A 23,478-nucleotide genomic window follows, 5' to 3' on the forward strand; every position below is an offset into this window, starting at 1 on the left:
CGGCGGCTCTCCTGGTCGTGCGGCCGGGGGTGGCGGAAGGGCAGGTGTGGCGGGAGGTCAGGACCGGGCGGCGGCGTCGAGCTGGTCGTCCGCCGGGCACCGGCCGCGTTCCGCGTACCGCGCGGCGAACGCGCCGACGGCCCGGCGCAGCGGGGCGTCGGCGGGACGGCGGGCGAGCGCCGACTCGGCGGCGGCGAGGCAGGCCAGGACGGCGGGCCCGAGCAGGGGATCGGCCGGTCCGTGGCGTGCGGCGCGCAGCCACAGGTCGGCACGGGGCAGCGGCCCGCCGCCGGTGAGGGGCTCGGTGGCCAGATGGGCGGCCTCGGCGGCGGCCGGGTCGTCCAGCAGGGTACGGACGACGGCCAGGGGCACGGCCCAGCCGTCTCCCGGCTGGGTGTCGATCATGCGCAGTTCGAGCCAGCCGCGCGGCCTGACCGGCGGGAAGAGCGTGCTCAGGTGGTAGTCCAGGTCGGCGAGGCGTGGGCGCTCGCCGTAGGGCCCGCGCAGCCAGGAGCGGAACGAGCGTCCGGGCGGTGCGGACCAGGCGGCGGGTGGTGTGCGCCGTACGCACAGGAGCGGGGCGTCGAGCGCGTAGCGCGTCCACGCGGCGCGCGGATCGCCGTCCGCCTGCTCGTGGCCCGGCCGCTCCCGGAGGGCGGGACGGGTGCGGCTGGGGTCGATCCGGGTCCAGACGGCCTGCCGGGTGGACCGCCAGCCGGTGGGTCGGCCACGCCAGAGGGCGGAGTTGGCGAAGGCGGCGACGAGCACCGGGCCGAGGCGGTGGGCGAGCTGCCAGCGGTGGCGGTATCCGGACGGTCCGTCCGTGTCGTCCCCGGCGTCCACGCAGACCTGCACGGAGGCGGTGGCGCGCATCATGACCCGTCCCGCGACGCCCTGGCGGTCGAAGTAGTCCTCCATGGCGCGGTAGCGCGGGCTGTCGAGCACCCGGGGCTGGAGGCGCTCGGGTTCGAGACCGCTGCCGACCGGGCCGAGACCGGCGTCCGCCAGCGCGGCGCGCAGCCGCTCGCAGTCCGCGGCGGCGTCCCGTACGCAGGTGGCGAGGTCGGGTGCCGGGCGGCTGCTCAGCTCGACCTGGCCGCCGGGTTCGCGCGTCAGCGTGCTGCCACCTGGCAGCGCGCCGGGAGCGGTGAGCGGGGCGAGCGCGGCGTCGAGGGTGGCGGGCGGGACGGGCCTCGTAGGGTCACGGGCGTCGCGGATCAGCCATTCCAGCTCGACGCCGACGCGCTCAGGGGTACCGGCCGTGAAGCAGACGCGGGCGATGTGCGCCTCGGCGTCGCGTTCGCACAGCCGGTCGTCGCCGGTCCCGGGCCCGCGACCGAGTGCGGGCGCGGCGGGGCGGAGGCGTCGCGGGGGCGCCGTCGCGCCGGGATCGCGTTCGTCCAGCATCCGCCACCTCCGCGCGTCCGTTCCGCCCCTTTTGCAGGGGTTGATGACCTCACGCTACGGCGGCGGGGGCCGCCCGTCGTGCGGCGGGCGGCCGGGCGGGTGTCGTCCGCCCGGCACGCCCGCGCGGGCGCGGGCGGCCGGGCGGTCCCGGGGTCAGGCGGCGGACGCGGCCAGGCGCCGGACGGCCAGCTCGGCGTAGAGCGCGGCGCCGTCCGGGAGCACCGCCTCGTCGAACGCGGCGAGCGGCGAGTGGTTGCCCGGCGCGGTCTCCGGGTCACGGCCGTCGAGCGTGGCGCCGAGGAAGATCATCGCGCCGGGCACCTCGTCGATGACCCGGGAGAAGTCCTCGGAGCCGAGGATCGGGTTCTCCATCGGCTCGTAGTGCTCCTCGCCGTGGATCTCGCGGACGGTGTCGGCGGCGAAGGCGGCCTCGGCCACGTCGTTCACCGTCACCGGGTACTGCTCGGAGAACTCGGCCTCCACCTCCAGGCCGTGCGCCGCGGCGATGCCGCGGACGACGGCGAGCGTCCCCTCGCGGAGCGTGCTGCGCGCCTCGTCGGAGAAGCAGCGGACGGTGGCGGCGAAGGACGCCGTGTCCGGGATGATGTTGGTCGCCGTGCCCGCGTGGAAGCGCCCCACGGTCAGGACGACCGGGTCGAACACGTCGAAGGACCGGGTGACGAACGTCTGGAGCGCCGTCACCATCTCGCACGCCGCCGGGATCGGGTCCTTCGCGCGGTGCGGCGCCGAGCCGTGACCGCCCGCGCCGCGCACCGTGACCTCAAGGACGTTGGAGGAGGCCATGGCGGGGCCGCCGCGCGCCGTGAAGACCTGGCGGGCGGTGCCGTTCGACAGGACGTGCAACGCGTAGGCGGCGACCGGGCGTTCACCTGCGGCGTCGAGCACGCCCTCGCCGAGCATCTGCCCGGCGCCGTCCCACCCCTCCTCGCCCGGCTGGAACATGAAGACGACGTTCCCCGCGATGCGGTCGCGGTGCGCCGAGAGCAGCGTGGCGGCTCCGGCCAGCATCGCCGTGTGCAGGTCGTGGCCGCAGGCGTGCATCCGCTCGTCCTGGACGGCGAACGGCAGGCCGGTGCGCTCGTGGACGGGCAGCGCGTCCATGTCGCCGCGCAGCAGCACGGTCGGCCCCGGGAGCGCGCCCCGCAGGACACCGGTGACGGAGCTGAGGCCCTGGCCGGTGGACAGTTCGAGCGGCAGGCCGTCGAGCGCGCCGAGCACGGTCTCCTGCGTGCGCGGCAGGTCGAGCCCGATCTCCGGGACGGCGTGGAGGTCGCGGCGCAGGCGTATGAGGTCGTCGGACAGGGACAGGGCGTCGTCGCGGAGGTTCACCGGGGGCCTCGTCTTCCGTGTGCGGATGAACGGCAGGAGTGGCGGAGTGGTCGGGTGGGACGTCTCAGAGGATTTCGGGCCGAACGGGGTCGCGTACGGCCGCCGTCAGGATCGTAGCGTTGCCCTCCGGCTGCGTCGCGGCCCTCCCCGCGGCGTCGCTGATCCTGATCAGCAGCGCCACCAGCAGGCAGTTCGCCACCACCGACGAGCCGCCCTGGGCGAGGAACGGAAGTGCCTTGCCGGTGAGGGGTATCAGCCCCGTGACGCCTCCGGCGACGATGAACACCTGCAGCGCCACCACCGTGGACAGCCCCGCGGCGAGCAGTTTCCCGAACGGGTCGGTGACGGCCAGGGCCGTGGCGAAACCGCGCTGGGCGAGCAGGACGTAGAGCAGGAGCACGAGCGTCGTGCCGACCAGTCCCAGTTCCTCCCCCACCGTGGCGAGGATGTAGTCGCTGCGGCCCGCGAAGCCGATCATGTGCGAGTGGCCCTGGCCGAGGCCGCTGCCGGTGAGCCCGCCCGCGCCGAAGCTGAACAGCGACTCGGCCAGTTGGTCGGAGATCAGGCCGGGGGGCCGCTGGTCCTCCGGCAGGAAGACCGCCATCGGGTCGAGCCACGCCTGGACCCGCGCCTTCACGTGCGGCTGCGTCGTGGCGACGACGACCGTGCCGACCGCCGCCATCAGGCCGCCGAGGACGACCCAGCCGGTGCGCCGCGTCGCGATGTAGAGCATCACGACGAAGACGCCGAAGAAGATCAGCGAGGTGCCGAGGTCGCGTTCGTAGAAGAGCACGACGAGGCTGACCGCCCAGACCAGCAGGACCGGCCCGGCGTTGCGCCCCCGCGGCAGCGGGAAGCCGAGGAACCTGCGGCCGACGAGCGCGAGGGCGTCCCCGTTGGCCGTCAGGTACCCGGCGAAGAACACGACGATCATGACCTTGACGAACTCGCCGGGTTGCACGGACAGCGAGCCGAACGTGATCCAGCGCTTCGCCCCGTACACGTCCGCGCCGAAGAGCGCGGGGGCCATCAGCAGCGCCATCGCGACGGCCATGCCGCTGTACGTGTAGCGCTGGAGTATCCGGTGGTGGTGGATCACGACGAGGGTCACGAGCAGCGCGCCGACGCCGAGGAGGGCCCAGATCGCCTGGTCGGGCGCGAGCGGCAGGGACTGGTAGTTCGTCGGCGCGTAGTGCAGGGCGTAATCGTGGTCGAGCCGGTCGATGAGGACCAGGCCGAGGCCGATGAGCAGCACGGTGACCGGCAGGAGGAGCGGGTCGGCGTACCGGGCGAAGCGGCGGACCGCCAGGTGGGCGGCGAGCGCGGCGCCGCCGAGGGCGCCGCAGTACGCGGGCAGGCCCGTGGGCACGGCCTCCTCCAGCGTCAGGCCGACGACGGCGTGACCGCCGGTGGCGAGGGCGACGGCGAGCAGGAGGAGCACCGACTCGGCGTTCCTGCGGCGCGCGACCCAGCGTCTGACAGCAGGATCGTCGGACCATCGGTACCCACGCATCGTTCTCCCCGCCCCATCCGGCCACGCGGTACGGCGGGCCGGTCCCTGGGCGGCAACTTACCCGCGGCGCAGGCGGGCGTCATCAGGGTCCCGCGCCGCGGGCGTAGGCCGGGGACCGGGCGCCGGGCGCGTGGCGGACGGCCGCCCGGCGTGCCCTGACACAAGGGGGAGGCCGCCGAATGCCACGTTCGGGTGGCGGGTACCCGGAGGCAACTAAGTCAGGATCCCGTTCGTCTTCAGGGAAGGGGAGAGGATGACCGCGCGGCGCGAAGGGGCGCAGGGTACTCCATCGCTCGAAGAAAGTTGCGCCGGTTGGGAATTCTGTCCGTATTCCCGTCGTTGATTCGTTATGGATACGGGAGGCAAGGGGGCGTCCCGGTCCTGATCCACGAGAGACCAGCCAGAGGTTTCGACCACTTCGTAAGGGAGTGCACGTATGGCAACCCGTGCCGTCGCCCGGCGCTCGGACACCGACAGTGTCGAGACGACGGGCAGTGTCCGGTCCAGCGCAGGCAGCGATGCCACGGAGCGGGACCTCGTCGGGATGTATCTCGACGAGATCGCCCGTACACCGCTGCTCGACGCCGCGAAAGAGGTGGAACTCTCCCTCGCGATCGAAGCCGGGTTGTATGCCGAGCGCATCCTCGACGGCGACGAGGAGCCGCCCGCGGACAGTCCGGTCGCCTCGGCCACGCCCGAGGAGCTGCGGCGCCTCGTCGTGGCGGGCGAGCGCGCGAAGGACACGTTCATCCGGTCCAACCTGCGTCTGGTCGTCGCCGTCGCCCGGCGCTACCCGCGCAGCGGACTGCCGTTGCTCGACCTGATCCAGGAGGGCAACGCGGGCCTCGTCCGCGCCGTGGAGAAGTTCGACTACACCAAGGGCTTCAAGTTCTCGACGTACGCGACCTGGTGGATCCGTCAGGCGATCACCCGGTCGATAGCCGACCAGTCGCGGACGATCCGGCTTCCCGTCCACCTGGTCGAGGAGCTGGGCCGTATCCGGCGCGTGCAGCGGGAGTTCAACCGCGAGCACGGCCGTGAGCCGGAGCCCGCGGAGATCGCCAAGGAGCTGGACTCCAGCCCCGAGCGCGTGCAGGACGTCCTGGACTGGGCGCGTGACCCGGTGAGCCTCAACATGTCGGTGGACGACGAGGGCGAGACCCAGTTCGGCGACCTGCTGGAGGACACCTCCGCGGCGTCCCCTGAGCAGTCCGTGCTCGTCATGATGCGCCGGGAGGGTCTGGAGGACCTCATCGGCCGCCTCGACCAGCGCACGGCCGCGATCATCAGGGCGCGGTACGGCATCGAGGACGGCCGGGAGCGCACGCTCACCGAGGTGGGCAAGCAGCACGGCCTCACCCGTGAGCGCATCCGGCAGATCGAGAAGCACGCGCTGCTCGAACTGAAGCGGATGGCGAGCGACTCCGGTTTCGACGCGGCGGCCTGACCCGCCCACCGAGAGCCCCGGCACACCCCGTGTGCGCCGGGGCTTTTCGCCGCCCTCGGCCGGGGGCGGCCCGCCGCGTGCCCCCGCCGCGCGGGCCTGTGACGCAGCACACAGAGGCGCCGGGAAATAACCGGGGATGCCCTGTCCGTTTGGGACTGTGTCCGACGCAAGCGGGGAGCTGGTCCCCGATTGTGGTTCCGGCGCCGTGAGGCGCCCCCCGAGCGGAGAGGAGCGTCCCATGGGCAGCACGACGGCCACGGGGACGCGGCTGCGTGCCGACGCCGTACGCAACCGTGAGCGCATCCTCACCGCCGCGCGGGAGGCGTTCGTCCTGTACGGCGCAGACGCGCGCCTCGACGAAATCGCTCGACGCGCCGGGGTGGGCAATGCCACCCTGTACCGGCACTTTCCCGACCGGGACGCCCTGCTGATCGCGGTGGTCCTGGACGTGAACCACCGCATCATCGACGACGCCCGACGGGCCCTGGAGGACGACTCCGATCCTTTCGAGGCCCTGCACGGGCTCGTGCTCAGCGCCGCCGGGGAACGGGTGGGGGGGCTGTGCCCGATGCTCGGGGGCGGCGCGGCCCTCTACGCCCCGGACCTGGCCGAGAGCAGCGCCCGCATGCACGAGACCGTACAGCGGCTGGTGGACCGGGCTCACGCCTCGGGGCAGCTGCGACCGGATGTCGATTCGGGAGACATCCTCGTCGCGGTCGGTCGGCTCACCTCCCCCGTACCGGGGACCTGCGAGGACGACGCCGTCCTGATCCGGCGCCACCTCCAGATCTTCCTGGACGGGCTGCGCGCACCGGCGCCCGGCGTCCTGCCGGGAGAAGCCCGGTCGCTGGCCGACCTCAAGGACGAGATCTGCCGGACCACACGCCGCCGCTGACCGGCGGGGACGCAGCCGTCCCCACCACCGGCCGCTGACTCACCGCCGAGTTCCCTCCTCCCCCGCGACGTGACCACGCCGCGCGGGCGGCCTATGCCTTCGACTCTCCCTTTTCCACCGCTTCGTCCCGTCATAAGCCGTTACGCACCGTAAGGTTTTCGCCCCTATGCCATCCCTGGACAAAGCTGTGAGCCTCGCTCCCAGCACCCTCGACCCCAAGCGCTGGACCGCGCTGATCTTCATCGCGCTCGCGCAGCTCATGGTCGTGCTCGACGGCACGATCGTGAACATCGCGCTGCCGTCGGCCCAGGCCGACCTCGGCATATCCGACGCCAACCGGCAGTGGGTCATCACGGCCTACGCGCTGGCCTTCGGTGGTCTGCTGCTCTTCGGCGGCCGGATCTCCGACATGTGGGGGCGCCGTCGCGCCTTCGTCATCGGCCTCATCGGCTTCGCCCTGGCGTCGGCCCTGGGCGGCGCCGCGCAGAACGAGGCCATGATGTTCGGCTCCCGTGCGCTCCAGGGTGTCTTCGGCGCCCTGCTGGCGCCCGCCTCCCTGTCCCTGCTGACGGTGCTGTTCACCGACGCCAAGGAGCGCGCCAAGGCGTTCGGCGTCTTCGGTGCCATCGCCGGTGCGGGCGCGGCCGTGGGCCTGCTGCTCGGCGGCGCCCTGACCGACTACCTGGACTGGCGCTGGACGTTCTTCGTCAACATCCCGTTCGCCGTCGTCGCCGCCGTCGGCGCGATCCTCACCGTCACCGAGCCCGAGAGCGCGCGTAACCACGCGCGGCTGGACGTGCCCGGCGTCATCCTCGCCTCGTCCGGCCTGGTCGCGCTGGTCTACGCCTTCACCCGCGCCGAGCAGGAGAGCTGGGGCGAGTCGCTGACCGTCGCCACGTTCATCGCCTCGGGCGTGCTGCTGGCGCTGTTCGTGCTCGTCGAGTCGCGCGTGCGCTCGCCGCTGCTGCCGCTGCGCGTCGTCTCCGACCGGAACAGGGGCGGGGCCTACCTCTCCCTCGGTCTCGCGATCGTCGGCATGTTCGGCCTGTTCCTGTTCCTGACGTACTACCTCCAGGTCGTGCGCGACTACTCGCCGGTGCGTACCGGCGTGGCCTTCCTGCCCATGGTCGCGGGCATGATCATCGGATCGACGCAGATCGGCGCACGCCTCGTGATGCGCGTCCCGCCGCGGGCCCTGATGGTGCCCGGCCTGCTGGTCGCCTCGCTGGGCATGCTGATCCTGACCCAGCTGGAGCCGGACAGCTCGTACGTCACCATCGTCCTGCCCGCCGAGATCCTGCTCGGCCTCGGTATGGGTACGTCGTTCATGCCCGCCATGAGCCTGGCCACCGAGCGCATCCGGCCGACGGACGCGGGCATCGCGTCCGCCATGGTCAACGTGTCCCAGCAGGTCGGTGGCGCCATCGGCACCGCCGCCCTGAACACCGTCGCCGCCAGCGCGACCGCCTCCTACGCCGTGGCGCACCGCGCCACGGCCACGGACCCGCAGTCACTGGAGTTCGCCTCCATGGTCCACGGCTACACGTCGGCGATCTGGTGGGCCTTCGGCATCCTGGTGGCCGCCGCGGCGTCCGCCGCCCTGCTGATCAACAGCAAGGGCCACGGCGGGAACCGGGGCGCGGCCACGGAGGACGGCGCCGAGGACAACCAGCCCGTCCCGGTGCTCGTGCACTGATCCCCACCCCGGGCCGGGGCGCACACGCGCCCCGTCCCTCCCGCGGCCCCCGTGACACATCCCGTCACGGGGGCCGCGGGCTGTCCAGGCCCGGCCCGGCCTGTCCAGGCCTGTCCTGGCCCGAGGCGCCGTCCAGCGAACGTTTATAGGACGTCAACACCGCGCGGGCAGGCTGTGCGCATGTCCGGAGGAGAACGACACGACGGCCCGTGGGACGGATCTGGCCCCGCCGATGTGGTCAGCCACGCCCAGCTGCTCTGGCAGGGCGGTCGCGTGGCGAGCACACTGGCCCGCATGGGCATCGGCGCGGGCGACGCGGTCGCCGTACAACTGCCCATGGGGCTCGAATCCGTCGCCGTGACCGTGGGCATCATCCAGCTCGGCGCCCGGCGGGTCTCCCTGCCGGTCGCCCCGCACCCCACGCTCGTCCGCGACCGCGTACGGGAGTCGGGTGCCCGGGTCGCCATAGCGGCCGACGCGTGCCGGGTGGAGGGGCAGGTATACCCGGTCAAGGCCGCCCTCGACCGGTATCTCCGCGACTGCCCGGAGATACACACCGTCCTCGTGGTCCCGCAGCACGCCCGCCCGGTGCCCTGGACACCGGGCCGGGACCGGTGGTGGCACGAGGCACTGGCCGAAGGGCTGGCGACCACCCCGCCGTACTCTGGGGGTATGAGCAGCGCCTCCCCCGCCGACCGGCCCGACGCCGCGACGCCGCCCGCGGCCATCGTCTTCGACGATCCCCTGGCCCGCACGTCGCACGACGACACCGACGAGGGGTGGGGCGACCGCCTGTCCGAGGACGGCGGCGCCGGGGACACCGTCCGCTTCCTGCGGGAGAAGCCCCCGCACCACATCTGAGACCACGGGATCCGCGGCCACGGGCGGCCGGACAGCGCGAGCCGCGCCACCGTCGCCGCCCGCGCGCGCAGAGCGGTCAGGCCCGCCCGTCCCGCCCGTCGGAGGGCTTGTCCAGCGATGTGCTCTCCTCCGCCGCCGTCCGCTGCGCCCCCACCGTGACACCGCCGGCCCGCTGCGCGATCAGCTCGTCGCGGATCTGCGCGAGCAGCTCCAGCTCGGTCTCGACCGGCGGCTCGACCGGGGCGTCGGCACGCCGCCTCGCGAGGAACCGGTTCATGGGCAGGATCATCAGGAAGTAGACGACCGCGGCCGTGATCAGGAAGGTCAGGGACGCGCTGACGACCGATCCCCACCTGAGCCCGATGCCGTCGCCCGTCGCGCACGACCCGCGCAGGCACAGGGAGTAGTCGTCGAGATCCTGCGTGCCGAACGCGCCGATCACCGGGTTGATGAGGCCGTCCACCACGGCGTTCACGATCCCCGTGAACGCCGCGCCGATCACCACGGCCACGGCGAGTTCGACGACGTTCCCCCGCAGGAGGAAGTCGCGGAATCCGCCCATCACCTCGCGTGCCCCCGTCACCAGACCCCTCTTCTCGTCGCTCACCGCTGCGCCTTCCTGCCGATCCGTGTCCACTGCGCCGGACACGCTGCATCAGGACGCGGACACCTGTCCAGTCGAGCGTCAGCGACACGTTCACCACCGGGCCACCGCCAGCTCGGCCACGGCCGCGGCGCCCGCCAGTTCGGCGGCCGTGTCCGGCGACACGGAGAGCACGAGAAGCGCCCCCGAGACGCCCGTCGGCACCCCGTCCACGGCGACGTCCACGACCTCGGCCACCCTCGCCCGGCGGGCCACCACCCTGGCCGGGCCGGGCGTCTGACCAGCGGCGCCGGACGCGGCGAGGACGTCCACCCGGTCGCCTGGCCCGACGAGCCGGGCCACGGCCGGGTCGCCGATCCTGACCGGCACGGAGACCCGGCGGGTGTCAGGACCTTCCCGCGCGCTCGCCGGTGCGGGCTCCGGCGGCGGAGGCGCGGCTCGCACATCAGTGCCCGGTGCGAGGAGGGTGAGTCCGGCCGCCGTCGCGGCGAGGGCGAGGGCGGACAGGCGCCGCCGACCGTGCAGCAGACGCCGCAGCCGATGCCGCCCGCCGCGCGGTCTCACCGGGGCGAACCCCGGGACGGTGGACGCGGAGGGCGGAGCGGGCCGTGGGAGAGACGGAGAACCCGCCTCACCTGGCACGACCGTCTCGTCACGAGGGGCGCCGCCGGGGGCGACGGACAGGCGGCGTCCGAGAGGGAGGCCGGGGATCACGCCGGGTTGCCGTGAAGTACGCATGCGCACACCGTGCCCGGCCCGCCGGAATCCTGCTGAGCCCTGTGGACAGCTCGGCGCCTGTGGACAACTTCCTCACCCGTACGAGTGACTCCTCCACGGCCCGGCAAGGTGTCCGGCCTGCCCCGGCGGCACAGCGAAAGGGGCCCGTGGTCGCACCACGGGCCCCTCCACGACATCAGGTTCGCGCGCCCCGTCCGACGACAGGGCGCACCGTCACGGCAGGGTGATCCCGGTGTCCTGGCCCGTCAGGGCCCCGGCGCACAGGCAGTCGCGGTCACCGCTGTCCGGGAGCGCGCCCACCACGTCGAACAGGACGTCCCGCAGCCGCCCGATGTTCTGGGCGAACACCTCAAGGACCTCGGCGTGCGAGACGCCCTCGCCCACCTCGGCGCCCGCGTCGAGGTCGGTGACCAGCGCGAGGGACGTGTAGCACAGCTCCAGCTCCCGGGCGAGGATCGCCTCCGGGTGTCCTGTCATGCCGACGACGGACCAGCCCTGGGCCGCGTGCCAGACCGACTCGGCCCGGGTGGAGAACCGGGGCCCCTCGATCACGCACATCGTCCCGCCGTCCACCGCGTCCCAGTCGCGCTCACGGGCGGCGGCGAGGGCGGCGGACCGGCCGACCGGGCAGTACGGGTCGGCGAAGGTCATGTGCACGACGTTCGAGCGGCGCCCGTCGGGCAGCGGCTCGCCGTCGTAGAAGGTCTGGACGCGGCTCTTGGTGCGGTCCACCAACTGGTCGAGGACCAGCAGCGTGCCCGGGCCGAACTCGGCCCGCAGCCCGCCGACCGCGCAGGGCCCGAGCACCTGCCGGACGCCGAGGGAACGCAGGGCCCACAGGTTCGCCCGGTAGTTGATCCTGGCGGGCGGCAGGTGGTGTCCACGGCCGTGCCGTGGCAGGAACGCGACGCGGCGCCCGGCCAGCTCGCCGACGAACAGGGAGTCGCTCGGCGGGCCGTAGGGCGTCTCGACGGTGATCTCGGTCACGTCGTCCAGGAACGAGTAGAACCCGGACCCGCCGATGACCCCGACGTCGGCTGCGGGCAGGCTCATGCGGCGGAGGCCGCGCTGCCCGCGCTCGTGGTGGAGGTGGTGGACGAACCGGAGGAACCGCCGGACCCCGAGGATCCCGCGGACCCCGACGACGAGCCGGAGTCCCCGGACGAACCGGAGGAGGACGAGCCGCCCGCCGGGTCGGCCTTCTTGTCGGCCTTGGCCGACGAGGAGGCGGGGCTGCTGGACGACGTCGCGTTGCGGCTGTCGTTACGGTAGAAACCGGAGCCCTTGAAGACGATGCCGACGGCGGAGAAGACCTTCTTCAGCCGCCCCTGGCATGCGGGGCACACCGTGAGGGCGTCGTCGGTGAACTTCTGCACCACTTCGAGACCCTCGTTGCAGGCGGTGCACTGATACTGATACGTCGGCACGTTCAATCCTCCTGGCACTCATCCCTCTGGAGTGCTAACCACTCTCCATCGTGCAACATTCCGGCCCTCCAAGTCCACTGCCGCCCCTCCGCGCCACCCCGCCCGCACGGTCCTCACTCGATGCGCGGCGGCAGCGCGACGGCGTCCGGCTCGGTCAGCCACCCCGCCAGTTTGCCGCCCCGGCCCACCGCGACGAGACGCCGTTCGACCGCGTCACGTACCGCGTCCGTCGCCACGACCAGCAGTTCGTCCCCCTCACGCAGCACGGTGTCCTGCCCGGGGACGAAGCTGCGGCCGTCGCGCACCACCAGGGTGACCGCCGCCTCGGGCGGCAGCCGCAGCTCCGCGACCTCCACGCCGTGCATGCGCGATCGCTGCGGGATCGTGACCGAGAGCAGGTGGCCGCGCAGCCTCTCCAGCGGCGCCGACTCGATGTCCACGTCCACGGTCTTCTCCCCGTCGCCGAGCCGCAGCCGCCGGGCGACCCAGGGCAGTGTCGGGCCCTGGAGCAGCGTGAACACCACGACCAGCACGAAGACGATGCTGAAGATCCGGTCGCTGTCCTGCACGTCGGCCACCACGGGGATGATGGCCAGCACGATGGGCACGGCCCCACGCAACCCTGCCCACGACAGCAGGACGTTCTCCCGCCAGGGGCGGCGGAACGGCAGCAGGCACAGCAGGACGGACAGTGGGCGTGCCAGCAGTGTGAGGACGCCTCCCACGATCAGCGCGGGCACCAGGTCGTCGCCCAGCGTCCCGGGGTTCACCAGGAGTCCCAGCAGCACGAAGAGCCCGATCTGCGCCAGCCACGCCACCGCGTCGGCGAACCCCCGCGTCGCGGGTCTGTGGGGCAGCCCTGCGTTCCCCAGCACCACGGCACACACGTAGACCGCAAGGAATCCGCTGCCGTGGATGAGGGCTGTTGCCGCGTACGCGAGGACGGTGAGCGCGAGTACGGCGATCGGGTACAGCCCCGCAGCAGGGAGCGCGACGCCCCGGAGGCCCAGTGCGCCGACGCGTCCGACGAGGAGGCCCACGGCGAGGCCGATGGCCAGCTCCAGCAGCATTTCGGCCGGGAGGATGTACCACTGCTCGGCGGCGTCGTGGGAGCCCAGCTCGGAGAATCCGACCACCAGGATGACGACCGGGGCGTCGTTGAAGCCGGATTCCGCCTCCAGCACGCCGGACAGCCTCCGGGGCAGCGGCACGCGCCGCAGCACCGAGAAGATCGCCGCCGCGTCGGTCGAGGACACCACGGCGCCCATCACGAGCGCCGACTGCCAGCCGAGGCCGACGAGGTAGTGGGCCGCGGCGGCCGTCACGCCGACGCTGACGCCCACCCCGACGGTGGACAGGACGGCGGCCACCGGGATGGCGGGCCGCAGGTCCTGCCAGCGCGTGCCGAGGCCGCCCTCGGCGAGGATCACGACGAGGGCCGCGTAGCCGAGGACCTGGGTCAGCTCGGCGTCGCTGAACTCGATCCCGAGCCCGTCCGAGCCGAGGGCGACGCCGATGGCCAGGTAGAGCAGCAGGGACGGCAGGCCGCTGCGGGACGTCAGGCGGACGGCCGCGACGGCGACGAGCAGCACGAGCGTGGCGGCGAGCAGCAGTTCGTTGAGGCGGTCAACGGTCAGGGGCGGGTCCTCTTCTCGGGGTGTTCTGGGGGCGCGGATGGGGTAATTCGCGCCGTTTGCCGCGAATTTACCATCATATGAACGCGTCGGTTGGGGCTGCTGACTCCCCGTAGGCTCACCTCAGTGGCCGTATGTCTATGGTTGCTTCCCAACGCTCAGCTGCCCTGCGAAGGACAGAAATGCCCGCCAAGAAGCCCAGGCGACGCGGTCGTCTGCTTGTGATCGCGCTCGTCGTCATGCTCCTGGCCGGTCTCGGCTACGGCGCGTACTGGGGTGTCAGTACCGTGCGAGCCTCCTACCCGCAGGTGTCGGGGGAACTCGCACTCGACGGACTCTCGGGACCGGTCACCGTGGAGCGTGACGCGAACGGCATCCCGCAGGTGTACGCAAGCACGCCCGAGGACCTGTTCCGCGCGCAGGGATACGTGCAGGCGCAGGACCGGTTCTACGAGATGGACGTACGCCGCCACATGACGGCAGGGCGGCTGTCGGAGATGTTCGGCGAGGACCAGCTGGAGACCGACGCGTTCCTGCGCACCCTCGGCTGGCACGCTATCGCCCAGCAGGAGTGGGACCAGGAGATCTCGGAGGAGACGCGGGCCTACCTCCAGGCGTACTCCGAGGGCGTGAACGGCTATCTGGCGACGCACAGCGGGGCCGAGCTGTCCCTGGAGTACGCGGCGCTCGGCTTCGTCAACGACTACCAGCCGGAGGAGTGGACCCCCGTGGACTCGCTCGCCTGGCTGAAGGCCATGGCGTGGGACCTGCGCGGCAACATGCAGGACGAGATCGACCGGGCGTTGATGGGCCAGCGGCTCTCCCCCGAGCAGATCGAGGACCTGTACCCGGACTACCCGTACGGGACGAGCACCCCGATCGTCGAGGAACCGGGAGACAACACGGAGGAGTTCCCGCCCGTCGGCGAGGACCTGGGGACCATGGGCGCGACGGAGGCGCTGGAGGGCGCCTCGACGCAGCTGGGCGCGCTGTCGCAGACGCTGAGCGAGCTGCCGGGCCTGCTGGGCCCTGAGGGCAGCGGCATCGGCTCGAACTCGTGGGTGGTCTCCGGGGAGTACACGACGAGCGGCGCGCCGCTCCTCGCGAACGACCCGCACCTCTCGCCGTCGCTGCCCGGCATCTGGTACCAGATGGGGCTGCACTGCACGGAGCTGAGCGCGGAGTGCCCGTACGACGTGTCGGGCTTCACCTTCTCCGGCATGCCGGGGGTGATCATCGGCCACAACCAGTCGATCGCCTGGGGCATGACCAACCTGGGCGCGGACGTCACCGACCTGCGGCTGGAGAACCTCAGCGACGGGAACTACCTGCGCGACGGCGAGGAGATCCCGTACGACACGCGCTCCGAGACGCTGAAGGTCGCGGGCGGCGAGTCGCGCGAGATCACCATCAGATCCACGGAGAACGGGCCGATCATCTCCGACCGCCTCGACGAGCTGTCCCTCGTGGGCGACAGCGCGCCGGTGGACCAGTCGGCCCCCGACCGCGGCGACGGCTACGCGGTCTCCCTCACCTGGACGGCGCTGCGGCCCTCGAACACGATGGACGCCGTGTTCGCGCTCGACCGGGCGACCGACTTCGACGAGTTCCGCGCCGCCGCCCGTGACTTCGCCGCGCCGTCGCAGAACATGATCTACGCCGACACCGAGAACAACATCGGCTACCAGGCGCCGGGCGACATCCCGGTACGCGGCGAGGGCGACGGCCGCTACCCCGCGCCCGGCTGGGACTCGTCCTACGACTGGGAGGACGCGTACGTCCCGCAGGACGACCTCCCCTGGGAGGAGAACCCCGAGCGCGGCTACATCGTCACCGCCAACCAGGCCGTCATCGCTCCGGAGGACGACGCGAACGACGTCTTCCTGACCGAGGACTGGAGCTACGGCACGCGCAGCAACCGCATCGGGGAGCTGCTGGCGGAGAAGATCGCCGACGGCGGCAAGATCTCCCTCGGCGACATGCAGGAGATCCAGCTCGACAACCAGAACGCGATGGCGGAGGAGCTGGTCCCCTACCTGCTGGACATCGACGTGTCCGACCCCTACGTCCGCGAGGCGCAGGAGTTGCTGGAGGGCTGGGACTTCAGCCAGGACGCGGACTCACCCGGCGCCGCGTACTTCAACGCCGTGTGGCGCAACCTGCTGAACCTCGCCTTCGGCCAGAAGCTGCCCAAGGAGCTGCGTGTCGAGGACCAGTGCCTGCGCGTCTCCCCGACCGACGACGCGGCGCCGCCCGACGACCTGACGGGCCGTCCCAGGACCGTCCTCGAATGCGGCGAGCGGTCCCCCGAGACGGCGCAGCCTGACGGCGGCGACCGCTGGTTCGAGGTCGTGCGCGGGCTGCTCGAAGACCCGGAGAACGCGTGGTGGCAGTCCCCGGAGACCGCCGACCAGCCCGCCGCCGCGAACCGTGACGAGCTGCTCGCCCGCGCCCTGCGCGACGCCCGCTGGGAGCTGACGGCCGAGCTGGGCAAGGACGTCAGCACCTGGAGCTGGGGCCGTCTGCACCGCCTGATGCTGAACAACCAGACGCTCGGCACGGAGGGCCCGGGGCCGGTGCAGTGGCTCCTCAACCGCGGGCCGTGGAACCTCTCGGGCGGTACGGACGCGGTGGACGCCAGCGGCTGGAACGCGGCGGGCGGCTACGAGATCACCTGGGTGCCGTCCATGCGGATGATCGTCAGCCTGGACGACTTCGACGAGTCGCTGTGGATCAACCTCACCGGCGCGTCGGGGCACGCCTACCACGCCAACTACACGGACCAGACGGACCTGTGGGCGCGGGGCGAGTACCTGCCGTGGGCCTACGGCCGGGACGCGGTCGGCGAGGCGTCCGCGCACACGCTGGAGCTACGCCCGAGCGGGGGGTGACACGCCGGGAACCGGGGGACGGGCCCGCCCGTTCCCCCGGTGTGTCCGGTACGTCCCCCTCCCGCGGGGAGGCGGCCGGACGCCCGGCCGCCGACCGTTCAGCCCGCCGCGCCCCCGGACCGCCCGCCGGGGAAGCGGAGGACCTCCTCGGGGGTGACGGCCGCGTGGACGAGCTGGTCATGGGGTTCGCGCGGCAGTTTCGCGACGACCTCGTGGCCGTACACCAGGGCCACCAGCGCAGGACGCCTGCCGGACGCCGCCAGCCGGGCGAGCGCCCGGTCGAAGCTGCCGCCGCCGCGTCCCATGCGGACGCCACGCCGGTCCACGGCGAGGCCGGGCAGCAGGATCGTGTCCACCTGTGTCACGGCGTCTGGGCCGAGGCGCGGGCCGCCCGGCTGGAGCAGCCGGATGCGTCCGGCGTGCTCGGCCTCGACCAGCCGCTCGCGGCCCTCGTACACGGCCCAGTCCAGGTCGTCGTCGGGGAGCAGCACCGGCAGCAGGACGCGGACGCCGCGTCCGGTGAGCGCCGTCAGCAGCTCGGCCGTCCCTGGCTCGCTGCCGACCGAGACGTACGCGGCGACCGTGGACGCGCCGGACACCTCCGGCAGTTCAAGGGCGCGCCCGGCGAGGGCGCGGGCCGCCTGGGCGATCTCGTCGTCCGCCATCGCCGCCCTGACCGCCAGCAGATCCCGCCTCACCACCCGTTTCAGCAGCGCGGCTTCCTCCATGCTCCCCACCCACTCCCTTCACATATGCTCCCGTCTTCCACACATTCAGCCGAAGACCAAACCCGCGCATAACATGACGTTCATCCGCAAAGTACTCGGTCCACGCACACTAAATGGATAAAGTGACCGGCATGACGTCACCACGCCCCCGGATCAGCAAGGCTGTCATTCCCGCCGCCGGGCTCGGCACACGGTTCCTCCCCGCCACCAAGGCCACGCCCAAGGAAATGCTGCCGGTCGTCGATCAGCCGGCCATCCAGTACGTGGTGGAGGAGGCGACGGCGGCCGGGCTGACCGACGTGCTCATGATCACCGGGCGCAACAAGCGGCCTCTCGAAGACCACTTCGATCGCAATTACGAGCTGGAGGACGCCCTCCGCCGCAAGGGCGACGACGAGCGCCTCTCCCGCGTCCAGGCGTCCACGACGCTGGCCACCATGCACTACGTCCGCCAGGGCGACCCGAAGGGCCTCGGCCACGCCATCCAGTGCGCCGCGCCGCACGTCGGGGACCAGCCGTTCGCCGTCCTCCTCGGCGACGACCTGATCGACCCCCGCGACCCCCTCCTCACCATGATGATCGACTGCCAGGCCGAGCACGGCGGCAGCGTCATCGCGCTCATGGAGGTGGACCCCGAGCAGATCCACCTCTACGGCTGCGCCGCCGTCGAGCCCGTCACCGACCGCGTCATGCGCGTCACCGGCCTGGTCGAGAAGCCCGACACCGCCGACGCGCCCAGCAACCTCGCGGTCATCGGCCGCTACGTCCTCCACCCGGGTGTCTTCGAGGTCCTGGCCAAGACCCCGCCGGGACGGGGCGGCGAACTCCAGCTCACCGACGCCCTCCAGGCCATGACCGGCGACTCGGCGCTCGGCGGCCCGGTGCACGGCGTCGTCTTCAAGGGACGCCGTTACGACACGGGCGACCGGGGCGACTATCTTCGGGCCATCGTCCGTCTCGCCTGCGAACGCCCCGACCTCGGCCCCGGCTTCCGGTCCTGGCTGCGCACGTACGTCACCGAGGAGATGCCCGGCCTTGACTGACACCTGGTCCGTCGATGAGCACCTGAGCGACATCCTCGCGGCCGTCACGCCGCTGGAACCCCTCGCCCTGCCGCTCCTCGACGCCACCGGCTGCGTCCTCACCGACGACATCACGGTCCCCGCGCCGCTGCCCCCCTTCGACAACAGCTCGATGGACGGGTACGCCGTACGGACGGCCGACGTGGAGGGCGCGAGCGCGGAGTTCCCCGCCGTCCTCACCGTCGTCGGCGACATCGCCGCCGGGCACGGCGAACTGCCCGCCGTAGGACCGGGGCAGGCGGCGCGCATCATGACCGGCGCGCCGCTGCCGCCCGGCGCGCAGGCGGTCGTACCCGTCGAGTGGACCGACGGCGGGCTCGGCGGCGGCCCGGCCGACATGATGCCGTCCGTCACCGGCGGCGAGGTCCGCGTGCTGCGCCCGGCCCACGCCGGGCAGCACATCCGCACCCGGGGAAGCGACGCGCGCCCCGGGACCGTCGCCCTCACCGCCGGTACGGTGCTCGGCCCCCCGCAGCTCGGCCTGCTCGCCGCCACCGGCCACGCCACGGTCACCGTACGGCCGCGCCCGCGCGTCGTCGTCCTGTCCACCGGCAGCGAACTGGTGCCGCCCGGCAGACCGCTGACACCCGGGCGTATCCACGACTCGAACAGCTACCTCCTCACGGCCGCCGCCCAGGACGCGGGCGCCGTCGCCTTCCGCACCACCGCCGTCGCCGACGATCCCGTCTCCCTGCGTACGGCCCTCGACGACCAGCTCGCGCGCGCCGACGCAGTCGTCACCAGTGGGGGCGTCAGCGTGGGGGCCTACGACGTGGTGAAGGAAGCGCTCACCGGCACCATCGACTTCCGCCGCCTCGCCATGCAGCCTGGCAAGCCGCAAGGCTTCGGCCTCCTGGGGCCCGGCCGCACACCCCTGTTCGCCCTGCCGGGAAACCCCGTCAGCGCCTACGTGTCGTTCGAGCTGTTCGTGCGACCCGCGCTGCGTGCCATGGCGGGGCACGCGCCCGACACCCTGCGGCGGCCACGCACCACGGCACGTCTCGTTACGGACGGAACGCTGGGGTCGCCGCCCGGAAGGCGCCAGTTCCTGCGCGCCGCCTACACCGCGCCCGCTACGGGCGAGCGACTGGGCACGGTACGCCCGGTCGGCGGCAGTGAGTCGCACCTCGTGGCCGCGCTCGCCCGCGCCGACGCCCTGATCGAGATCCCCGAGGACGTGACGCACGTGGCCGCCGGGGCGGAGCTGACGGTGCTGCTTCTGAACTGAGCAGGGGGGTACCGTTAATGCTCATGAGTACCCCTCATCTCACCCATCTCGACGGCACGGGCGCCGCACGGATGGTGGATGTGACAGACAAGAACGTCACCAACCGCACGGCGCGCGCCACCGGCCGCGTCCTCGTGGCGCCCGAGGTGGTGGAGCTGCTGCGCGGGGAGGGCGTCCCCAAGGGCGACGCACTGGCCACCGCGCGCATCGCCGGGATCATGGGGGCCAAGCGCACCCCGGACCTGATCCCCCTGTGCCACCCGCTGCCCGTCTCAGGCGTGACCGTGGACCTGCGGGTCACGGACACCGCCGTCGAGATCTCCGCCACGGTCCGCACCACGGGACGCACCGGCGTCGAGATGGAGGCGCTGACCGCCGTGAGCGTCGCCGCGCTGACCCTCGTGGACATGGTGAAGGCCGTGGACAAGGCCGCCGTCATCACGGACGTGCGGGTCGAGGAGAAGTCCGGCGGCGCGTCCGGCGACTGGAGCCGCGCCCGGTGACCGTCTACCGCGCCCTCGCGCTCACCGCGTCCAACCGCGCCGCCGCCGGTGTGTACGCCGACACAGGCGGACCACTGCTCGCCGAGGCCCTGACGGAGCTGGGGTTCGCGACGGACGGCCCGCGCGTCGTGCCGGACGGGGAGCCCGTCGCCGAGGCGCTGCGCGCGGCCGTCGCCGAGGGCTACGACGTGGTGCTCACCACGGGCGGCACCGGCATCTCCCCCACCGACCGCACGCCGGAGATGACCCGCGCGGTCCTGGACCGCGAGATCCCCGGCATCCCCGAGGCCATCCGCGCCGCCGGGGCGGCCAAGGTCCCGACCGCCGCGCTCTCCCGGGGTCTGGCGGGCGTCGCCGGGCGCACCCTGATCGTCAACCTCCCGGGCTCCACCGGAGGAGTACGCGACGGGCTGACTGTGCTGCGCCCGCTGCTGCGGCACGCCGTGGACCAGCTGCGCGGCGGCGACCACCGGCCGCAGCCGTGAGCGCGCACTTCTGGCCCACGCAGCTGACGGAGGGACCGGTCGGCCTGCGGCCCATCCGGCTGCGCGACCAGGGCGCGTGGCGCGAGGTGAACCAGCGCAACCGCGACTGGCTGCGCCCCTGGGAGGCGACCATCCCACCCGCCCCGCCCGGCCATCTGCCGCCGCGCAGGCCGACGTTCCGACAGATGGTGCGGCATCTGCGTGCCGAGGCGCAGGCGGGGCGGATGCTGCCGTTCGTCGTGACGTACGACGGCAGGCTCGTCGGGCAGCTGACGGTCGCGGGGATCACCTGGGGATCGATGTGTTCCGGCCACATCGGGTACTGGATCGACCGCGCGGTCGCCGGGCGTGGCGTCATGCCGACGGCGGTCGCGCTGGCGACCGACCACTGTTTCCGCCGACTCGGGCTGCACCGCGTGGAGATCTGCATCCGGCCGGAGAACGGGCCGAGCCGCCGCGTCGTGGAGAAACTGGGATTCAGGCCCGAGGGCGTCCGTCCGCGGTATCTCCACATCGACGGGGCGTGGCGTGACCACCTGGTCTTCGCGCTGACGGCCGAGGACATGCAGGACGGGCTGCTGAACCGGTGGCGGGAAAACCGCAACGCGCCACAGAAATAAAACGTGCGTTCGAATGGAGGACCCCATTCGAGTCATGGTTGATAACAATCCGAAGAAACACCCGAGATGACGGGCTGATCGTGCGACACACCGTCCTATTTGGCCGATGGACTCAGGGGATCCCCTCTACGGTGTCACCGTGAGCAGCAGTGGCCTCATCTTCGCAGTGATCGTCGGCGCCTGGGCCGCGTACCTCGTGCCGATGTGGCTCCGCAGGCAGGACGAGCTGAACGAGGCCCGGCCGACGGAACGCTTCAGCACCGCCATCCGGCTGCTGACACGTGGCAGACGCGCGCCCGCGACGGGCGCGACCGCCACGGTCGGCGGCGGCGAGGGCGACGCACCGGGCGCCCCCCGGGACGTCGCCGTACCCGCGTCCGACGCCTCCCTCCCGGCCATCCCTTCCGCGGACGTCCGCGCCTTCGCCGAACCCGTGTCGGAGCCGCCCGAGCCCGCACCGGCGCCGGGCGCCGTGCAGGCCCGCGCGACCGTCCTGGCGCGGCGGCGGCGCACGACGATGGTCCTCTTCGCGGGCTTCACGCTCGGGGGGATCTACGCCCTGTCGGGCGGCGGGCACCTGTGGCTGCCGTGCATCCCGGCCGTACTGCTCGCCGCGTACATCGTGCATGTGCGGCGGCAGGAGCGGCGGCGTTACGCGGTGGCCGTGGACCGGCGGCGGGCCGAGGAGGCAGCGCGGCGGCTGCGGCAGCGTACGCAGGCCAGTTCGCAGGCGCGGCCGGAGAAGCCGTCCAAGGCGATCGTGGAGCAGACGGACCACGCGGAGTGGGTGGACCAGCAGCGCCGCGCGGCGGCGCCCGTGGCGGCCGACGAGCAGCAGAGCTGGGACCCGGCGCCCGTCCCGCTGCCGACGTACGTGAACGCCCCGGTGGCCCCGCGTACGGCGCGCGGCGTGGACATGGACGCGCCGGACACGTGGAGCGCCGCCCGCTCCACCACGGCGGGTGGCCCGACGGCGCCTCCGGCACAGCCGCCCGGCCCGCAGCGGACCCCGCTCTTCGACCAGTACGCGGACGACGACCGCCGCAGGGCGGCCGGGGAGTAGCTGATTTCGGCCCGACGCGCAGGTGGTGCTAGAGTTTTCCACGCAGCAAGGGCCTGTAGCGCAGCCTGGTAGCGCATCTCGTTCGCAACGAGGGGGTCAGGGGTTCAAATCCCCTCAGGTCCACAGCTGAAGCCCGTTCGCTACACCAGGTAGAACGGCACACAAGAGGCCCCACCGACTCCGGTCGGCGGGGCCTCTCGCATTGCCTGCAAGCAGCGAAGTACGGCGACGGGTCCCTGCTGGACCCTACGAAGCGCCCCCAAGGTCCCCTGCCGAGCTTCCGCAGCGCCGTGCGCGAAGACCTACATGGTGACCGCGATCTTGCTGTGCCGGAACGTCAGTCACGCGCGTCGCTGGACCCGGGACATTCTCGGTACCCTCCCGTGTGCGGATGACGCCGCCCTGATCGTCAGCGAGTTGGGCGGAACGCGATCACGCACACCGCGAGCGGCAACGGCGGGTTCCTCTTGGCCGTGACGCTGGGGGATGAGACCGTCACCAACACAGGCCACGCTTTGACCGGCCCGCATTCGGCGACCACGGCCCGCTTGGCGCTGCGGTGGCTTCACGTGCGGGCGGAGCACATCGCCCACCAGCTCGACGCACCTGTCGCATGCCCGGTGTACGGGTGGATCGCCGATCACCTGGCGCAAGAGCGCGTGCTGACCGCGCTGTTCCTCGGCGAGACCTACGCCCACACGATCCACGACGGCGCCCTCACCTACGTCTTGACCGCCTCCCCCGCCCCCGGCTCCCGATCTTCGAGGCAGGCACGATGACCGACCAGGAACCCGTACCGTTCTGTCTTCTGGCGGAGGTGGCGGAGTGCTACCGCTACGAGATCTCCGGCGCCATGGACTCGGTGGTTCTGTACTGCCATGACGTCGTTGACCGCCACAGCCACCGACGCCTGTGGACCCCCAAGGGCGATCACCCCGACCACCGCGAACTCATCACGCAGGCCCGCGCCATCCTCGCCAAGCTCCGCATGGTCATCGACTGCGCCGAAACCATCGCCCGAGAGATCGAAACCGACCACCAACGCCACGAAACCCGCGCCCAACACCACCGCCAGGCCCGCGAGTAACAACTTTCCCTACGACATCAAGACGCCGCGCCCCGGCGCGGCGCGCACGGCAGCGGCGGCCCCCGGGCCGCCGCTTCAGTCTCCGCCCCGCCACGAACCGAGCCCGCCGACCGCGCGACCAACAGGCTGCAACCTGGTTGCGGTTGAAGCGGTCCGACGTGGCGAAGGCGGCCGGTTCCGCGGCTTTAGGCAGCCAGCTTGGGGCGAGCCTCGAAGATC

The 23,478-nt window shown here is 72.5% G+C and carries 22 protein-coding genes and 1 tRNA gene; 14 read left to right on the forward strand and 9 right to left on the reverse strand.

Going from position 1 to position 23,478, the window contains the following annotated elements; translation table 11 throughout:
- Positions 1 to 57 precede the first annotated feature (57 nt).
- From egtA to IF27_RS13045, 3 genes are all read right to left on the reverse strand, one after another.
- On the reverse strand, positions 58 to 1,407 hold the full coding sequence (gene egtA / locus IF27_RS13035; protein WP_110945829.1) for an ergothioneine biosynthesis glutamate--cysteine ligase EgtA: 1,350 nt from the start codon (positions 1,405 to 1,407) through the stop codon (positions 58 to 60).
- A 153-nt stretch (positions 1,408 to 1,560) separates the two neighbouring features.
- Positions 1,561 to 2,757, reverse strand: coding sequence for a M20 metallopeptidase family protein (locus IF27_RS13040; RefSeq protein WP_052849675.1), 1,197 nt, complete (start codon positions 2,755 to 2,757; stop codon positions 1,561 to 1,563).
- A gap of 64 nt (positions 2,758 to 2,821) precedes the next feature.
- Positions 2,822 to 4,270, reverse strand: a complete 1,449-nt coding sequence (locus tag IF27_RS13045; protein WP_052849676.1) for an FtsW/RodA/SpoVE family cell cycle protein — start codon at positions 4,268 to 4,270, stop codon at positions 2,822 to 2,824.
- A gap of 436 nt (positions 4,271 to 4,706) precedes the next feature.
- Here IF27_RS13045 and IF27_RS13050 point away from each other — a divergent pair, with 436 nt between their 5' ends.
- The 4 genes from IF27_RS13050 to IF27_RS13065 all read left to right on the forward strand — a co-directional run bounded on the left by IF27_RS13050 (position 4,707) and on the right by IF27_RS13065 (position 9,169).
- Positions 4,707 to 5,717 carry a sigma-70 family RNA polymerase sigma factor gene (locus IF27_RS13050; protein ID WP_052849677.1) on the forward strand — a complete coding sequence of 337 codons (1,011 nt, stop codon included), beginning with the start codon at positions 4,707 to 4,709 and terminating at the stop codon, positions 5,715 to 5,717.
- A gap of 238 nt (positions 5,718 to 5,955) precedes the next feature.
- Positions 5,956 to 6,612, forward strand: coding sequence for a TetR/AcrR family transcriptional regulator (locus IF27_RS13055; protein ID WP_052849678.1), 657 nt, complete (start codon positions 5,956 to 5,958; stop codon positions 6,610 to 6,612).
- A 166-nt stretch (positions 6,613 to 6,778) separates the two neighbouring features.
- Positions 6,779 to 8,308, forward strand: coding sequence for an MFS transporter (locus IF27_RS13060; RefSeq protein WP_052849679.1), 1,530 nt, complete (start codon positions 6,779 to 6,781; stop codon positions 8,306 to 8,308).
- A 180-nt stretch (positions 8,309 to 8,488) separates the two neighbouring features.
- On the forward strand, positions 8,489 to 9,169 hold the full coding sequence (locus IF27_RS13065) for an AMP-binding protein (RefSeq protein ID WP_223291041.1): 681 nt from the start codon (positions 8,489 to 8,491) through the stop codon (positions 9,167 to 9,169).
- A gap of 76 nt (positions 9,170 to 9,245) precedes the next feature.
- Here the strand turns inward: IF27_RS13065 and mscL are convergent, their stop codons facing one another.
- The 5 genes from mscL to IF27_RS13090 all read right to left on the reverse strand — a co-directional run bounded on the left by mscL (position 9,246) and on the right by IF27_RS13090 (position 13,614).
- Positions 9,246 to 9,731, reverse strand: a complete 486-nt coding sequence (gene mscL / locus IF27_RS13070) for a large conductance mechanosensitive channel protein MscL (RefSeq protein WP_110945862.1) — start codon at positions 9,729 to 9,731, stop codon at positions 9,246 to 9,248.
- Positions 9,732 to 9,866: 135 nt separating this feature from the next.
- Complete coding sequence (locus IF27_RS13075; RefSeq protein WP_223291042.1) at positions 9,867 to 10,337, reverse strand: RcpC/CpaB family pilus assembly protein; 471 nt, start codon at positions 10,335 to 10,337, stop codon at positions 9,867 to 9,869.
- A gap of 387 nt (positions 10,338 to 10,724) precedes the next feature.
- On the reverse strand, positions 10,725 to 11,564 hold the full coding sequence (locus IF27_RS13080; protein ID WP_052849680.1) for an S-methyl-5'-thioadenosine phosphorylase: 840 nt from the start codon (positions 11,562 to 11,564) through the stop codon (positions 10,725 to 10,727).
- On the reverse strand, positions 11,561 to 11,938 hold the full coding sequence (locus tag IF27_RS30215; protein ID WP_110945831.1) for an FmdB family zinc ribbon protein: 378 nt from the start codon (positions 11,936 to 11,938) through the stop codon (positions 11,561 to 11,563). Before IF27_RS30215 ends, IF27_RS13080 begins: the two co-directional genes overlap by 4 nt.
- Before the next feature lie 113 nt (positions 11,939 to 12,051).
- A complete protein-coding gene (locus IF27_RS13090; RefSeq protein WP_110945832.1) occupies positions 12,052 to 13,614 on the reverse strand; it encodes a potassium/proton antiporter in 1,563 nt (520 codons plus the stop codon).
- 140 nt (positions 13,615 to 13,754) lie between these two features.
- Between IF27_RS13090 and IF27_RS13095 the strand changes: the two genes are divergently transcribed.
- A complete protein-coding gene (locus tag IF27_RS13095; protein ID WP_052849681.1) occupies positions 13,755 to 16,463 on the forward strand; it encodes a penicillin acylase family protein in 2,709 nt (902 codons plus the stop codon).
- Positions 16,464 to 16,561: 98 nt separating this feature from the next.
- On the opposite strand, the gene IF27_RS13100 is transcribed toward IF27_RS13095, so the two are convergent.
- Positions 16,562 to 17,191, reverse strand: a complete 630-nt coding sequence (locus tag IF27_RS13100; RefSeq protein WP_052849682.1) for a 5-formyltetrahydrofolate cyclo-ligase — start codon at positions 17,189 to 17,191, stop codon at positions 16,562 to 16,564.
- 131 nt (positions 17,192 to 17,322) lie between these two features.
- On the opposite strand from IF27_RS13100, the gene galU reads away from it, so the two are divergent.
- From galU to IF27_RS13145, 9 genes are all read left to right on the forward strand, one after another.
- Positions 17,323 to 18,234 (forward strand): UTP--glucose-1-phosphate uridylyltransferase GalU, encoded by a 912-nt coding sequence (gene galU / locus IF27_RS13105; RefSeq protein WP_052849683.1) that lies wholly within the window; start codon positions 17,323 to 17,325, stop codon positions 18,232 to 18,234.
- On the forward strand, positions 18,227 to 19,501 hold the full coding sequence (glp, locus tag IF27_RS13110; RefSeq protein WP_052849684.1) for a molybdotransferase-like divisome protein Glp: 1,275 nt from the start codon (positions 18,227 to 18,229) through the stop codon (positions 19,499 to 19,501). The genes galU and glp overlap by 8 nt, the downstream gene beginning before the upstream one ends.
- A 23-nt stretch (positions 19,502 to 19,524) precedes the next feature.
- Positions 19,525 to 20,004, forward strand: a complete 480-nt coding sequence (gene moaC / locus IF27_RS13115) for a cyclic pyranopterin monophosphate synthase MoaC (RefSeq protein WP_052849833.1) — start codon at positions 19,525 to 19,527, stop codon at positions 20,002 to 20,004.
- On the forward strand, positions 20,001 to 20,489 hold the full coding sequence (locus IF27_RS13120) for a MogA/MoaB family molybdenum cofactor biosynthesis protein (protein ID WP_052849685.1): 489 nt from the start codon (positions 20,001 to 20,003) through the stop codon (positions 20,487 to 20,489). Before moaC ends, IF27_RS13120 begins: the two co-directional genes overlap by 4 nt.
- Positions 20,486 to 21,109 (forward strand): GNAT family N-acetyltransferase, encoded by a 624-nt coding sequence (locus IF27_RS13125; protein WP_052849686.1) that lies wholly within the window; start codon positions 20,486 to 20,488, stop codon positions 21,107 to 21,109. Before IF27_RS13120 ends, IF27_RS13125 begins: the two co-directional genes overlap by 4 nt.
- Positions 21,110 to 21,248: 139 nt before the next feature.
- On the forward strand, positions 21,249 to 22,172 hold the full coding sequence (gene sepX, locus IF27_RS13130) for a divisome protein SepX/GlpR (RefSeq protein ID WP_052849834.1): 924 nt from the start codon (positions 21,249 to 21,251) through the stop codon (positions 22,170 to 22,172).
- Between the two features lie 49 nt (positions 22,173 to 22,221).
- Positions 22,222 to 22,295 (forward strand) — tRNA-Ala (locus tag IF27_RS13135).
- 350 nt (positions 22,296 to 22,645) lie between these two features.
- Positions 22,646 to 22,951 (forward strand): hypothetical protein, encoded by a 306-nt coding sequence (locus IF27_RS31035; protein WP_052849687.1) that lies wholly within the window; start codon positions 22,646 to 22,648, stop codon positions 22,949 to 22,951.
- A complete protein-coding gene (locus IF27_RS13145; RefSeq protein ID WP_190232932.1) occupies positions 22,948 to 23,259 on the forward strand; it encodes a hypothetical protein in 312 nt (103 codons plus the stop codon). Before IF27_RS31035 ends, IF27_RS13145 begins: the two co-directional genes overlap by 4 nt.
- Positions 23,260 to 23,478: the final 219 nt, after the last annotated feature.

This window comes from Streptomyces avicenniae (assembly GCF_000719135.1).
GTDB classification, from domain to species: Bacteria; Actinomycetota; Actinomycetes; order Streptomycetales; family Streptomycetaceae; genus Streptomyces; species Streptomyces avicenniae.

Bases quoted from the DNA above. Each gene is read 5' to 3' on its own strand.
- egtA (WP_110945829.1), bottom strand. From the start codon at position 1,407: ATGCTGGACGAACGCGATCCCGGCGCGACGGCGCCCCCGCGACGCCTC.
- IF27_RS13045 (WP_052849676.1), bottom strand. From the start codon at position 4,270: ATGCGTGGGTACCGATGGTCCGACGATCCTGCTGTCAGACGCTGGGTC.
- IF27_RS13050 (WP_052849677.1), top strand. From the start codon at position 4,707: ATGGCAACCCGTGCCGTCGCCCGGCGCTCGGACACCGACAGTGTCGAG.
- IF27_RS13055 (WP_052849678.1), top strand. From the start codon at position 5,956: ATGGGCAGCACGACGGCCACGGGGACGCGGCTGCGTGCCGACGCCGTA.
- IF27_RS13060 (WP_052849679.1), top strand. From the start codon at position 6,779: ATGCCATCCCTGGACAAAGCTGTGAGCCTCGCTCCCAGCACCCTCGAC.
- IF27_RS13065 (WP_223291041.1), top strand. From the start codon at position 8,489: ATGTCCGGAGGAGAACGACACGACGGCCCGTGGGACGGATCTGGCCCC.
- mscL (WP_110945862.1), bottom strand. From the start codon at position 9,731: ATGGGCGGATTCCGCGACTTCCTCCTGCGGGGGAACGTCGTCGAACTC.
- IF27_RS13080 (WP_052849680.1), bottom strand. From the start codon at position 11,564: ATGAGCCTGCCCGCAGCCGACGTCGGGGTCATCGGCGGGTCCGGGTTC.
- IF27_RS13095 (WP_052849681.1), top strand. From the start codon at position 13,755: ATGCCCGCCAAGAAGCCCAGGCGACGCGGTCGTCTGCTTGTGATCGCG.
- IF27_RS13100 (WP_052849682.1), bottom strand. From the start codon at position 17,191: ATGGAGGAAGCCGCGCTGCTGAAACGGGTGGTGAGGCGGGATCTGCTG.
- galU (WP_052849683.1), top strand. From the start codon at position 17,323: ATGACGTCACCACGCCCCCGGATCAGCAAGGCTGTCATTCCCGCCGCC.
- moaC (WP_052849833.1), top strand. From the start codon at position 19,525: ATGAGTACCCCTCATCTCACCCATCTCGACGGCACGGGCGCCGCACGG.
- IF27_RS13145 (WP_190232932.1), top strand. From the start codon at position 22,948: ATGACCGACCAGGAACCCGTACCGTTCTGTCTTCTGGCGGAGGTGGCG.